The sequence below is a fragment of the Inquilinus limosus genome (assembly GCF_051487185.1).
GTDB lineage: Bacteria > Pseudomonadota > Alphaproteobacteria > DSM-16000 > Inquilinaceae > Inquilinus > Inquilinus limosus_F.
Genome location: NZ_JAHVDK010000037.1, coordinates 24,989 through 38,656 on the forward strand (window position 1 = coordinate 24,989; position 13,668 = coordinate 38,656).

Sequence of the window (13,668 nt, forward strand, 5' to 3'; positions counted from 1 at the left end):
CGCGTGACGCGGCCCCGCCAGTCCTCTCAGGCGCGAGACAGACATGTCCCTGCCCGTGATCTTCGCCGTCATCCTGATCCTGATGGCGGCCGGCTATCAGATCGGGCTTCGCCGCTCGGTGGCGGTGGCCGACGGCCGCCCCGGCGAACTGCATTCCCGGCCGAGCGCCTACGGCGCCTATGTCGCGTTGTGGGCCGGGCTGCCGGCCCTGGCCCTGCTCGCGCTCTGGCTGATCTTCCAGCCCATCATCATCGCCGCGGTGGTCGACGGCACGCTGCCCGACAGCGTGCGCAACCTGCCGCCCGACCAGCTCGGCCTGATCAAGGGCACGATCGAGAACCTGGCGGCCGGCGGCGCCGTCGCCGGCGACGCCGAGCCCTATATGCGCGCCGCGGCGGACGAGATGGTCCGGCTGCAGTCGACCGGGCGGACGTTCATGATCTCTGCCGTCCTGGTCCTCGCCGCGATCGGGCTGTTCTTCGCGGTCAGCCGCGTCTCCAAGGATTTCCGGGCACGCAACCGGGTCGAGGCCGCCACGCTCGGCCTCCTCGTCGTCTGCTCAGCCATCGCCATCGTCACCACGATCGGCATCGTGCTGTCGATGCTATTCGAGGCGCTGCACTTCTTCGCCCTGGTGCCGCCGCAGGACTTCTTCTTCGGCCTGGTCTGGGACCCGGGCTTCGCCGGGGCGGGCAGCGAGGGCGGCGGCGGCCGCTTCGGGCTGATCCCCGTTCTGTGGGGCACCATCTTCATCTCCGCCATCGCCATGGCGGTGGCGGTGCCGATCGGCCTCCTGGCCGCGATCTACCTGTCGGAATACGCAGACCGGCGCATCCGCGCCTGGATCAAGCCGGTGCTGGAGATCCTCGCCGGCATCCCGACGGTGGTCTACGGCTTCTTCGCCCTGACCACGGTCGGCCCGTTCCTGCGCGACGCCGGCGCCGCGATCGGGCTCGATGTCTCGGCCACCAGCGCGCTCAATGCCGGGCTGGTGATGGGGATCATGATCATCCCCTTCGTCTCCTCGCTGTCCGACGACATCATCAACGCGGTGCCGCAGCGCCTGCGCGACGGGTCCTACGGCCTCGGCGCGACGAAGTCGGAGACGATCCGCCAGGTGGTCATGCCCGCGGCCCTGCCGGGCATCGTCGGCGCCGTCCTGCTGGCGGTCAGCCGTGCCATCGGCGAGACCATGATCGTGGTGATGGCCGCGGGCCTGGCCGCCAACCTGACGCTGAACCCCTTCGAATCCGTGACCACGGTCACGGTCAAGATCGTCAAGCAGCTGACCGGCGACCTGGCCTTCAACAGCCCGCAGGCACTGGTCGCCTTCGCGCTGGGGCTTACCCTCTTCGTGGTCACCCTGTGCCTCAACATTGTCGCCCTGCACATCGTGCGCAAATATCGGGAACACTATGAGTGAGGCCGATCTGATGAACGGTGCCCAGCCCCGCGCGGTGACTCACGTCACCAAGCAGGCCGCCTTCACGGCGAAGCTGAAGCGCCGGCACGCGGCGGAGACGCGCTTCCGCCTCTACGGCATCGCCGCGATCGCGGTGGCGATCTGCTTCCTGGTCGTGCTGTTCGTCTCGATCATCGGCCAGGGCTACAGCGCCTTCACGCAGTCGATGATCCGGCTGGAGGTGACCTTCGATCCGGAGGTGATCGATCCGTCCGGCCAGCGCGACCCGACCGCCCTGATGACCGCCGACTACGACCAGCTGGCGCGCGACGCCCTGCGCAAGCAGATCACCGTCACGAGCGCGGCGGAACGCCGGAAGTCCAACGCCCTGCTCAGCCGCGGCGCGCCGATCGCGCTGCGCGACATGGTGCTGGCCGACCCGTCGGTCGTCGGCACCACCCGCACCGTCTGGGTCCCGGCGCATGGCGACGTCGACGCGCTGATCAAGGGCCAGATCTCCCGCGACCTGCCGCAGGAGCAGCGCCGCCTGGACGACCAGCAGACCGCCTGGGTCGACCAGCTCTCCGCCTCCGGCGCGCTGGAGCGCCGCTTCAACTGGGCGCTGTTCACCGCCGGCGCCTCGAGCAACCCGGAACTGGCCGGCATCGGCGTCGCCATCGTCGGCTCGGCCTATATGATGCTGATCGTGCTGCTGCTGGCGCTGCCGATCGGCGTGCTGGCGGCGGTCTATCTCGAGGAATTCGCCAAGAAGAACCGCTGGACCGATCTGATCGAGGTCAACATCAACAACCTGGCCGCGGTCCCGTCGATCGTGTTCGGCCTGCTCGGCCTGGCGGTGTTCATCAACTTCTTCGGCCTGCCGCGGTCGGCGCCGCTGGTCGGCGGCCTGGTGCTGACGCTCTTGACCCTGCCGACCATCATCATCGCCACGCGCGCTTCGATCCGGGCGGTGCCGCCCTCGATCAAGCAGGCGGCGCTCGGCCTCGGCGCCTCGCGCATGCAGGCGATGTTCCACCACACCCTGCCGCTCGCGGCGCCCGGCATCCTGACCGGCACGATCCTCGGCCTGGCCCATGCGCTGGGCGAGACCGCGCCGCTGCTGATGATCGGCATGGTCGCCTTCGTGGTCGGCTACCCGGCCACGCCGGTCGACCCGGCCACGGCCCTGCCGGTGCAGATCTACATGTGGTCCGGCGCGGCGGAGCGCGGCTTCGTCGAGCGGACCTCGGCCGGAATCATCGTCCTGCTCGTCTTCCTGATCATCATGAACAGCTTCGCGGTTTGGCTGCGTCGCAAATTCGAACGCCGGTGGTGAACCCCATGACCGTGATCCAGACAATCGTCCCGCATGCCGCGACCCCGGCGGCCGCGGCCGAAAGGCCCTCGAAGATGGTGGCGCGCGGCGTCAAGGTCTTCTACGGCCAGAAGGAGGCGCTGCACGGCGTCGATGTCGACCTGCTGGAGAACGAGGTGCTGGCCCTGATCGGCCCCTCGGGCTGCGGCAAGTCGACCTTCCTGCGCTGCCTCAACCGCATGAACGACACCATCGAGGGCGCCCGGGTCGAGGGCACCATCAGCCTCGACGGCGAGGACATCTACGACAAGCGGCTGGATGTGGTGCAGCTGCGCGCCCGGGTCGGCATGGTGTTCCAGAAGCCGAACCCGTTCCCGAAGTCGATCTTCGACAACGTCGCCTACGGCCCGCGGATCCACGGCTTCGCCAGCCGCCGCGACGAGCTGGAGGCGATCGTCGAGAAGAGCCTGATCGGCGCCGGGCTGTGGAAGGAGGTCCGCGACCGGCTGAACGAGGCCGGCACCGGCCTGTCCGGCGGCCAGCAGCAGCGCCTGTGCATCGCCCGGGCCATCGCCTGCAGCCCGGAGGTGATCCTGATGGACGAGCCCTGCTCGGCCCTGGACCCGATCGCGACCGCGCATATCGAGGAGCTGATCGACGAGCTGCGGCGCGAATACACGATCGCAATCGTCACCCACAACATGCAGCAGGCGGCCCGCGTCAGCCAGCGCACCGCCTTCTTCCATCTCGGCGACCTGGTCGAGGTCGGGCACACCGAAGAGATCTTCACCAATCCGAGGGACGAGCGGACCCAGGGCTACATCACCGGCCGCTTCGGCTGAGCCCCGCCCCGATCGACCGCCACCCCAGACACCGGAACCACCGCCCATGTCCAGCGAGCACATCGTCAAATCCTTCGACCAGGAACTGGAGACGCTGCGCCGCACCATCGTGCAGATGGGCGGGCTGGCCGAAAGCCAGCTCGAGCTCGCGATCCAGGCCGTGGTCCGGCGCGACGCCGACCTCGCCGACCGGGTGATGCGCAGCGATCAGCAGATGGACGCCTACGAGGCCTCCATCGATAGCGTGGCGATCCGGTCTCTGGCGTTGCGCCAGCCGATGGCGGTCGATCTGCGCGAGGTGGTGTCGGCGCTCCGCATCGCCTCGGATCTGGAGCGGATCGGCGACTACGCCGCCAACATCGCCAAGCGGTCCCTGGCCCTGGTCCAGGTGCCGGTGGTCCGCCCGGTGGCGACGCTGCCGCGCATGGGCCGGATGGTACAGCAGATCATCAAGGACGTGCTCGACGCCTATACCGAGCGCGACCTTGAGAAGGCGCTGTCGGCCTGGCGCCAGGACGAATCGGTCGACGACCTTTACACCAGCCTGTTCCGCGAGACCCTCACCTACATGATGGAGGATCCGCGCAACATCACCCCCTGCACCCATCTCCTGTTCATCGCCAAGAACATCGAGCGGATCGGCGACCACGCGACCAACATCGCCGAGCTGATCCACTTCCTGCTGACAGGCAAGCCGGTGACGGATGTGCGGCCGAAGGGCGACGCCACCTCCTTCACCGTCGTCACCCCCGAGGCAAAGCCGGAGGAGAATCAATGAGGGCCGGCATCCAGCCGCTGGTTCTGGTGGTCGAGGACGAGGTCGATCTCGTCACGCTCTTGACCTACAACCTGGAGCGCGAGGGCTTCCGCGTCCTCGCCGCCTATGACGGCGAGGAAGCCTTGCTCCTGGCCAGCGAGCAGCGCCCGGATCTGGTGCTGCTCGACTGGATGCTGCCGCATCTCTCGGGCATCGAGGTCTGCCGCCAGCTGCGCCGCGGCGCCAAGACCCGGGACATCCCGGTGATCATGCTGACCGCGCGGGGCGAGGAAGGGGACCGCGTCCGCGGCCTCGATTCCGGCGCCGACGACTATGTCGCCAAACCGTTCTCGACGCCGGAGCTGATGGCCCGGATCAAGGCGGTGCTGCGCCGCACCTCGCCCTCCAGCGCCGGCGACATCCTCAGCTACGCCGATCTCAGCATGGATCTCGGCGGCCACCGCGTGCGCCGCGGCAACCGCGACGTGCATCTCGGCCCGACCGAATTCCGCCTGCTGCGGCACTTCATGCAGCATCCCGGCCGGGTGTTCAGCCGCGAGCAGCTGCTCGACATCGTCTGGGGCCACGACGTCTATGTCGAGCCGCGGACGGTCGACGTGCATATCCGCCGCCTGCGCAAGGCGCTGAACGACGACAGCGACGTCGACCTGATCCGCACCGTGCGGTCCGCCGGCTATTCGCTGGACGTCCAGGCGCAGGCCTGACGCCGGGAACCATCTGCCATAGCTGTCGGTTGTCTGGGCAAACGGCACGGAGATGTCGCGTGAACAAGGATTCGTGGCTGTTCCTCCGGGTCTGGGCCCGGTCACCGCTGAAGGTCGCGGCCTGGGCGCCCTCCAGCCCGGCCGTGGCGCGCGCCTTCGCCCGGCATATCGATCCCCGCTGCAGCGATCCGGTTCTGGAGCTCGGCGCCGGCACCGGCAGCCTGACCGAGGGGCTGCTGGCGACGGGGTTGCCGCCGGAAAAGCTGGTCGTCCTCGAGAAGATGCCTGAATTCTGCGCCGTGCTGCGCCAGCGCTTCCCCGGCGTGACGGTGCTGGAGGGCGACGTGGCCGAGATCGGCCGGATGCTGGATGACATCGGGATCAAGCGGCTGTCCGTGGTGGTGTCCAGCCTGCCGATCATCTGGTTCCCGCTCGACCTGCAGCGACGCATCATCGACGCCGCCTTCGCCCGCATGGGCCGGTCCGGGCGGTTCCTGCAGCTCACCAACCAGATCCTGTCGCCGCTGCCGCGGCGCAAGCTGGGGCTGCAGGGCCGGATGGTCGACTTCGTCTGGCGCAACCTGCCGCCGCTCGGCGCCTGGAGCTACCGGCGCCCCGTGGGCGTGCCTGACGCCGCCTGATCGGCACCGCTCGACGCAAAGGAAAAGCCCGCGCCGCCGGTCAGGCAGCGCGGGCTTTTTCGTTGTGAGCGAGAGCGGTGCCGATTACTTGACCGGCGCGCTCGGCACGAACCAGCCGGCCGGCAGACCATTGGCCTGGCGGCGTGGCTCGCTGGCGTCGGCGACCTGCTGGAGGGGCTGGGCCCGTCCGGTCTTGGCCGAGGCGACGCGGGCCGGCAGGGCGTCGGGGATCGGCGCCATCCGGGTCGGCGCCACGGCCGCGCGGGCGGCGGGAACCGGGGCCGGCGTGACGGCGGCGACCTGGGTCTCCGCGGCCTGGGCCCGCGCCGCGGGCGCATCCGGGATCGGGGCCATCCGCACCGGCGCCGGCGCGGCCGGACGGGCGGCCGGGGCGGCGTCGGCGACCTGGGTGCTGCCGTCGGGGATCGGGGCCATCCGCACCGGCGCCGGCACGGCCGGCCGCGCCGCCGGGGCTGCCGCGGCCACCTGGGTGGTTCCGCCGTCCGGGATCGGGCGCATCTGCACCGGGCCGGGCTGCACCACGCGGACCGGCGGCAGCGCCGATGCCGTGCTCGACCCGTCCGGGATCGGCTTCATCGCCGCGACCACGGTGGCGCCGCGGGTCGAGGAGCCATCCGGGATCGGCTTCATCGCGGCGACGACGGTCGTGTTCCGGGTCGAGGAGCCGTCGGGGATCGGCGCCATGCGGATCGCCGCCGGCACCTTCTGCTGGATCTGGTTGGCGGCGTACTGGGTCATCCGGTCGCTGCCGCCGTCCGGCAGGATGCCGGCGATCTGCGGCGCGATGATGTCCATGTAGCGCCGCGTCTCGCGCGGCAGCGGCCGGCCTTCCTCGACATACTGGCGGTACCGCTCCGGCCCGGCATTGTAGGCGCCGAGGAAGCCGGGATAGCCGTACAGATCGTACATCTCGCGGATATAGGCGGCGCCCGCCATGATGTTGTCGCGCGGCTCGTAGGGGTCGCCGCCCAGCCCATGGGACCAGCGCAGCTCCTCATAGGTGTCGGGCATGACCTGCATCAGCCCCATGGCGCCGGCGTGGCTGGTGATCGGCTGGCCGCCCTTCCAATGGGTCTGGCCGCCGCTCTCCACCTGCATCACCGCGCGGATCCATTCCTCCGGGATGTTGAAGCGACGCGAGGCCTCATGGATCTCGGCGCCCCATTCGCCCCGGTAGGCGACCTGGGGTTTCGGCTTCGGCGTCTCGGCGCAGGCGGCGAGCAGGCCCGCGAGCAAGGCCGTGGCCGCAACCGTCCTGGTCCAGCGGTTCGTCCCTGGCATGTTCCCCTCCACCCCAAATACGAAAGGCCAGCGGCGTCCCTGCCGCGGACCCTATAAATTCATGCAGACCCTCAACTTATACGGACAAGTGCTTCATTCAAAGAAGAAAAGCACCAGTCGCCCATCCCCCTGGGCGGCTTCATCTACAAGGAATGCTGACCCATATCGGACAAATCGTCGAGCGAAATCGTCACATGAATGATGCCCGGCTCGTCCGGCACGTCCTCGCGGGCGAATCCGAGCTCCTCGGCCATGCGCAGCATGGTGACGTTCTCCCGCAGCACCTCGCCGAAGATCCGCTTCAGCCCGCGGCTGCGGGCATAGACGATGATCTCGGTCATCAGCCGGTGCCCGAGGCCCTGGCCCTTGAGGTCGGAGCGCACCATGATGCCGTATTCCGCGGCCTCGCCGTCCGGGTCGGCGATGATGCGCACGGCGCCCAGCAGCACGCGCCGGCTGTCCTCCGCGCCTTCGGCGACCAGCGCCATCTCGCGGTCGTAGTCGATCTGGGTCAGCCGGGCGGCGAATTCGTGGCTGAAGCTGCGCATGGCGCTGAAGAAGCGCAGCCGCACATCCTCCGGGCTCGACCGCTGCAGCATCTCGCGGATCGCCGGCTCGTCCTCCGGCCGGATTGGCCGCAGCGTGATCTCCCGCCCGTCGCGCAGCGTCAGGCGCTGCACCAGCCGCTGCGGATAGGGCCGGATGGCGAAGCGCGGCGTGCCGGGCGGCAGCGGCGGCTGCACCCGGATGCGGGCGCCGGGCGCCAGCACGCCCCCGGCGCCGGCGTAGAGCGGATTGATCCGCAGCGCCGTGACCTCCGACAGGTCGGCGGCGAGCTGCGACAGCTTCACCAGCGTCAGGGCGACGGCGTCCAGATCGGCCTTCGGCCGGCCGCTATAGCCCTGCAGCAGCTGCCAGACACGGGCGCGCATCATCAGCTCGTGCGCCAGCACCGCGTTCAGCGGCGGCAGGGCGGCGGCGCCGTCGCGCAGCACCTCGGCCGCGGCGCCGCCCCGGCCGAGCAGAAGGATCGGGCCGAACACCGGATCCTCGTCGATGCCCAGCACCAGCGGATGCGTCTCGGGTGGGGCGGCGTCGCCCTCGGGCACCAGCGGGATGCGATAGGCGTCCAGCACCGACCGGGACTCGGCTTCGGTCAGCTCGGCCCGGCCCTCCGCCAGCACGGCCGCGATCACCGCCCGGGCGGCGTCGGCATCCGGCTGGAAATCCTCCGGCAGGGCCGGCGGCGTCTGCATCAGCATCGTCTGGTTGCGCCGGTGCCGGGCCAGATGCATGAAGGCGCGCGCCGCCTGGCCGGGCGTGGCATAGGCGGGGATGCGGGCCTCGGCGAACAGGCGCCGGGCCTCGCCGGCGGCGCCCAGCCAGCTCGCCAGCACCGGCGGGCGCCTTCCGTCGCGCAGCGCCGCCTCGGCGACGGTGCGGGCCACCGCCCGCGCGGCCTCGACCGGGTCGGCGATCGCGCTCGGGCCGTTCACCACCAGCACCGCATCCTTGCCGGGGTCGGGAAGCAGCGTTTCGAGCGCGTGGGCGAAGCGGTCGCCCGGCGCCGCGTCGCCCAGGTCGACCAGGCCGGCGGCTCCGCCGACATCGGTCAGCGCCTCCGCCGCCAGCAGGCCGAGCCCGGCGCCGTTGGTCAGGATCGCGAGGCGCTCGCCCTCGACCCGCAGGCCGCTGGCCAGGGTCTCGACCGCATCGAACAGCTCGGCCAGGTCGAACACCCGCAGCATGCCGGCGCGGCGGAAGGCGGCGTCGTACACCGCATCCGGGCCGACCAGGCCGTCGGCGCCGCCCGCCCGGCTGTCACCGAGGCCGGGCCGGATCACCACCACCGGCTTGGTGCGGGCGGCGATGCGGGCCGCCGACATGAATTTGCGGGCATGGCTGATCGTCTCGATATGCAGCAGCACGCCGCGGGTGCGGCCGTCGGCGGCCAGCCAGTCCAGCATGTCGCCGAAATCGACGTCGGCCATGCCGCCCAGCGACACGATGTGGCTGAAGCCGATGCCGTGCTGGGTGGCCCAGTCCAGCACCGCGGCGGCGACGGTGCCGGACTGGCTGACGAAGGCCAGGTCGCCGGGCCTGGGCGCGACATGGCCCAGGCTGGCGTTGACACCGTGATGCGGCGCCAGCAGGCCGAAGCCGTCGGGGCCGAGGATGCGCAGCAGATGCGGCCGGGCCGCGTCCAGCATCGCCTGGCGCAGCCGGGCGCTCTCCGTCCCGTCCACCGCCGCCGGCCGGTCGGTGCCGACGATCGCGGCGGCGCGGGTGCCGCGGCGGCCCAGCTCGGCGATCAGGCCGGGCAGGGTCTCGGGCGGCGCCGCGATCACCGCCAGGTCCGGCACCATCGGCAGCGCCGCGACCGAGGGGTAGGCGAGGGCGCTGCCGACCGACCGCGCCGCGGCGGCGACCGGCATCACCGGGCCGTCGAAGCCGCCGGCGAACAGGTTGCGGGCCAGCACCGCGCCGATCGGGCCGTCGGCGATCAGGGCGATCGAGGCCGGGCGGAACAGGGCGTCCAGGTTGCGGACCGACATCGCAGGCTCCCGCCGGAAACCGTCGCCCCAGGGTGGCCGACCGGACCGTCGGGCTCAAGCGGGGATGTTCGTCGTCAGCGGTCGGCCCGCCACCGTACGTGTGCGGCCATTCTTGATCCCGGTACGAAATACTTACTCGTCATGGCGAGCCCCGCCCCACACGCCTATTGGGGGGCGTGGCCATCCAGCGGCACCGGCCCCCTGGATGGCCACGGCGCTGCGCGCCTCGCCATGACGGTTTTACAAAGCGGACAGATCGATATTTCCAACGTAGGTATCAGTCGTGGCACTCGGGAGGCTCGGCGTCCTCTCCGGCCTCCAGCTTCTTCAGCCAAGCGTCGGCTTCGCCGGCCGCGACATGCAGACGATCGGACTGATACGACAGCCATGCGGCCTCCGCATCTCGGCGAAATTGTTCGCGCCGCTTCTCGCGTTCGGCGGTCACGTCATGCATCGCCCAGCACCGCCCGGTAGCGCTCGGCCGTCGCCTCGTCGAAGCAGCAGAAGATCACGCGCCGCACTGCCGGCGTGTCCGGCAGCATCGCCCGGACCGTGGCGACGGCGATGCCGGCGGCGCGGTCGGGCGGGAAGCGGTAGACGCCGGTGCTGATGGCGGGGAAGGCGATGCTGGCGCAGCCGTTCTCCTGCGCCAGTCGCAGCGCGGCGCGGTAGCAACCGGCCAGGAGCTCGTCCTCGCCCTGGTCACCACCCTGCCAGACCGGGCCAACGGCATGGATCACATGTCTGGCCGGCAGCCGATACCCCCGGGTGATGCGGGCCTGGCCTGTGGGGCAACGGCCCAGGGTCCGGCACTCGGCCAGGAGCTCGGGTCCGGCGGCGCGGTGGATGGCGCCATCAACGCCACCGCCGCCCGACAGGGCAGAATTGGCCGCGTTGACGATCGCATCGACCTCGAGCCGGGTGATGTCCCCGACGATGATCTCCAGCGATGCCGTCATGGCGCGGCCTCCATGGTTCTACTCGGCGGCGCTCTTCTTGTCGGTCTTGGCGCGCTCGATGCCGTCGACGATCATCTCGGCCGCCCGCTGCGGGCCTTCCCAGCCGAGGATGCGGACCCACTTGCCCTTTTCCAGATCCTTGTAGTGGGCGAAGAAATGGGCGATCTGGTCGCGCAGGATCTCCTGCAGGTCCTCGTAGCTCTGCACCTTGTTGTAGTAGGGGTGCAGCTTCGATACCGGCACCGCCAGGATCTTCTCGTCCTGGCCGGCCTCGTCCTCCATCAGCAGCACGCCGACCGGGCGGGCGCGCAGCACGGCGCCGGGCATCACCGGCTCGCGGCCGACGACGATGACATCGACCGGGTCGCCGTCGCCCGACAGGGTGTGCGGGATGAAGCCGTAATTGCCCGGGTAGGCCATCGCGGTGTGCAGGAAACGGTCGACGAACATCGCCCCCGACTCCTTGTCGAGCTCGTACTTCACCGGAACCCCGCCCATCGGGTTCTCGATGATCACGTTGACGTCGAAGGGCGGGTTCACCCCGACCGCGATCTTGCTGATATCCATGACGGCCCTTGGTCAGTTCCTGAGGGTTCCGGGCGCGGACCATAATGCGGACCGCGCCTGTCGGCTAGTGCCGAGCCATTCCCTCCCCGCGGGTCGCCCTGTCTTTTTTGTGCGGCGCAGCGAACCGGTCGGGCCGGTCAACGCCGCTGCGCCAGGGCGTCGTAGGCGGCCAGTGCCGCCGCGGTCACGATCTCGTTCACGGTCGCGCCCATCTGCACCACCTGCGCCGGCTTCTCCAGGCCGCAGAGCAGGGGGCCGATCAGCGAGGCGCCCGCCAGCTTCTGCAGCATCTTGGCGCCGATATTGGCCGCGTTCAATGCCGGCATGATCAGCAGATTGGCCGGGCCGGACAGGCGGGCGAAGGGGTACAGCCGCTTCATCAGCGCGTAGTCCAGCGCGACCTCGGCGGTCATCTCGCCGTCATACTCGAAATCCACCTCGCCGGCCTTGGCGCGGGCATCCATGATGGTGACCGCGTCGCGGATGCGCTGGGTGAACTCGCGCATCGGCTGGCCGAAATTGGAGGAGGAGACGAAGGCCAGGCGCGGCTCGTGCCCCAGCTCCCGGGCCTTGGCCGCGGCCTGGAACGCGATGTCGACCAGCAGCTCCGGATCCGGCCGCTCATGCACCGTGGTGTCGGCGATCAGCACGGTGCCGCCGCGCACGGTCAGCATCGACAGGCCGAAGGGCACGTGATCCGGCGCCGGGTCGAGGACCCGGGTGATCTCCTCGAAGCAGGTGGTGAAGTTGCGGGTCAGGCCGGTGACCATGGCGTCGGCGTCGCCATTCGCCACCATGCAGGCGGCGAAGATGTTGCGGCCCTGATTGACCATGCGGGCGACGTCCCGTTGCAGCAGTCCTTGGCGCTGCAGCCGGCCGTAGACGAAATCGATATAACGTTCGTTGTGCTTCGACAGCCGGGCGTTGTGGATCTCGAGCTCGGCCGCGGTCGCCTCCGGCAGGCCGATCCGGGCCATGGTCTCGCGCACCCGCTCCTCGCGGCCGATCAGGATCGGCGTGCCGTATCCCTGGGCGCGGAAGGCAATGGCGGCGCGGATCGTGCGCTCTTCCTCGCCCTCGGCGAAGACAACGCGGGTGCCGTTCTCCGCCACCTTATCGAAGATCAGCTGCAGCTTGTCCGCGGTCGGATCCAGGCGGCGGCGCAGGCTCTGGCGGTAGGCGGCGATGTCGGTGATCGGCTTGCGGGCGACGCCCGATTCCATCGCCGCCTGGGCCACCGCCAGCGGCACCTCCTCGATCAGCCGCGGATCGAACGGCACCGGGATAATGTAGTCGGGGCCGTAGCGCAGCCGGCGGCCGGAATAGGCGCTGTCGACCTCGTCCGGCACATCCTGCCGCGCCAGCCGGGCCAGGGCATGGGCCGCGGCCAGCTTCATCGCGTCGTTGATGGTGCGGGCGCGGACGTCGAGTGCGCCGCGGAAGATGTAGGGGAAGCCGAGGACGTTGTTGATCTGGTTCGGATAGTCCGACCGCCCGGTGGCGATGATCGCGTCCGGCCGCACCGACCGCACCTCGTCCGGCGTGATCTCGGGGTCGGGGTTGGCGAGGGCGAAGACGATCGGCCTGTCGGCCATCGACTTCACCATGTCCTTGGTCATCGCGCCCTTGACCGACAGGCCGATGAACACATCGGCGCCCTCGACCGCCTCGGCCAGGGTCCGGTGCGGCGTGTCGACGGCATGCGCCGCCTTCCACTGGTTCATGCCCTCGGTGCGGCCCTGCCAGACCACGCCCTTGCTGTCGCACAGGATGATGTTCTGCGCCGGCACGCCCAGCGACTTGAACAGCTCGACGCAGGCGATGGCGGCGGCGCCGGCGCCGTTCAGCACCATGCGGACGTCGCCGATGGCGCGGCCGGTCAGCTCCAGCGCGTTGATCAGCCCGGCCGCGGCGATGATCGCGGTGCCGTGCTGGTCGTCGTGGAACACCGGGATGTCCAGCAGCTCGCGCAGCCGGGCCTCGATCACGAAGCAGTCCGGCGCCTTGATGTCCTCGAGATTGATGCCGCCGAAGGAGGGGCCGAGGAAGCGCACGCAGTTGACGAATTCGTCGACGTCGCGGGTGTCGACCTCGAGATCGAAGCCGTCGACATCGGCGAAGCGCTTGAACAGGACGGCCTTGCCCTCCATCACCGGCTTGCTGGCCAGCGCGCCGAGATCGCCCAGGCCCAGCACCGCGGTGCCGTTCGAGATCACGGCGACGACGTTGCCCTTGGCCGTGTAGTCGTAGGCGGTGGCGGGATCGGCATGGATCCTGAGGCAGGGCGCGGCCACGCCGGGGGAATAGGCCAGCGCCAGGTCGCGCTGGGTGGTCAGCGGCTTGGTGGCGCTGATCTCCAGCTTGCCGGGACGGCCTTGGGCGTGCAAGGCGAGGGCATCGTCGTCGAGCGAGGTCTTGGTCACGGTCATGATGTCCAGCGGCGCAGCGTGGCGGGCCGAGTAATGGACCCCCCGCCGGCGGGGAGCGTCAAGCCCCGCATTGCGGGCCGGCCGTTCTGAGTGTGGCTTCGATGCAACGCTGCGCCATCTTCGCGCGGCCTCTTGAAAAGGCACTTGCGGACCGCAGCGGCGATCCCGTATCTC

12 protein-coding genes are annotated in these 13,668 nt (G+C 70.1%); 6 read left to right on the forward strand and 6 right to left on the reverse strand.

Annotated elements, in window-relative coordinates; genetic code table 11:
- Positions 1–43: 43 nt before the first annotated feature.
- The 6 genes from pstC (at position 44) to KXR53_RS31525 (ending at position 5,682) form a co-directional block, all read left to right on the forward strand.
- A complete protein-coding gene (gene pstC / locus KXR53_RS31500; RefSeq protein ID WP_437379574.1) occupies positions 44–1,423 on the forward strand; it encodes a phosphate ABC transporter permease subunit PstC in 1,380 nt (459 codons plus the stop codon).
- Positions 1,424–1,433: 10 nt separating this feature from the next.
- Positions 1,434–2,738, forward strand: coding sequence for a phosphate ABC transporter permease PstA (gene pstA / locus KXR53_RS31505; protein ID WP_437379575.1), 1,305 nt, complete (start codon positions 1,434–1,436; stop codon positions 2,736–2,738).
- A 74-nt stretch (positions 2,739–2,812) separates the two neighbouring features.
- A complete protein-coding gene (gene pstB / locus KXR53_RS31510; RefSeq protein ID WP_437379607.1) occupies positions 2,813–3,559 on the forward strand; it encodes a phosphate ABC transporter ATP-binding protein PstB in 747 nt (248 codons plus the stop codon).
- A gap of 46 nt (positions 3,560–3,605) precedes the next feature.
- Positions 3,606–4,337, forward strand: a complete 732-nt coding sequence (phoU, locus tag KXR53_RS31515; protein ID WP_437379576.1) for a phosphate signaling complex protein PhoU — start codon at positions 3,606–3,608, stop codon at positions 4,335–4,337.
- A complete protein-coding gene (gene phoB / locus KXR53_RS31520; protein ID WP_437379577.1) occupies positions 4,334–5,041 on the forward strand; it encodes a phosphate regulon transcriptional regulator PhoB in 708 nt (235 codons plus the stop codon). Before phoU ends, phoB begins: the two co-directional genes overlap by 4 nt.
- A 59-nt stretch (positions 5,042–5,100) precedes the next feature.
- A complete protein-coding gene (locus KXR53_RS31525) occupies positions 5,101–5,682 on the forward strand; it encodes a class I SAM-dependent methyltransferase (protein ID WP_437379578.1) in 582 nt (193 codons plus the stop codon).
- An 84-nt stretch (positions 5,683–5,766) separates the two neighbouring features.
- Here KXR53_RS31525 and KXR53_RS31530 read toward each other — a convergent pair whose 3' ends face one another.
- The 6 genes from KXR53_RS31530 to KXR53_RS31555 all read right to left on the reverse strand — a co-directional run bounded on the left by KXR53_RS31530 (position 5,767) and on the right by KXR53_RS31555 (position 13,494).
- Complete coding sequence (locus KXR53_RS31530) at positions 5,767–6,984, reverse strand: lytic transglycosylase domain-containing protein (RefSeq protein ID WP_437379579.1); 1,218 nt, start codon at positions 6,982–6,984, stop codon at positions 5,767–5,769.
- A 143-nt stretch (positions 6,985–7,127) separates the two neighbouring features.
- Positions 7,128–9,539 carry a bifunctional acetate--CoA ligase family protein/GNAT family N-acetyltransferase gene (locus KXR53_RS31535; protein ID WP_437379580.1) on the reverse strand — a complete coding sequence of 804 codons (2,412 nt, stop codon included), beginning with the start codon at positions 9,537–9,539 and terminating at the stop codon, positions 7,128–7,130.
- Positions 9,540–9,816: 277 nt separating this feature from the next.
- Positions 9,817–9,993 (reverse strand): hypothetical protein, encoded by a 177-nt coding sequence (locus tag KXR53_RS31540; protein WP_437379581.1) that lies wholly within the window; start codon positions 9,991–9,993, stop codon positions 9,817–9,819.
- Complete coding sequence (locus KXR53_RS31545) at positions 9,986–10,498, reverse strand: O-acetyl-ADP-ribose deacetylase (RefSeq protein WP_437379582.1); 513 nt, start codon at positions 10,496–10,498, stop codon at positions 9,986–9,988. The genes KXR53_RS31540 and KXR53_RS31545 overlap by 8 nt, the downstream gene beginning before the upstream one ends.
- A gap of 18 nt (positions 10,499–10,516) precedes the next feature.
- Positions 10,517–11,065, reverse strand: a complete 549-nt coding sequence (gene ppa, locus KXR53_RS31550) for an inorganic diphosphatase (protein ID WP_026869217.1) — start codon at positions 11,063–11,065, stop codon at positions 10,517–10,519.
- 137 nt (positions 11,066–11,202) lie between these two features.
- Positions 11,203–13,494 (reverse strand): NADP-dependent malic enzyme, encoded by a 2,292-nt coding sequence (locus KXR53_RS31555; protein ID WP_437379583.1) that lies wholly within the window; start codon positions 13,492–13,494, stop codon positions 11,203–11,205.
- Between the last annotated feature and the right edge of the window lie 174 nt (positions 13,495–13,668).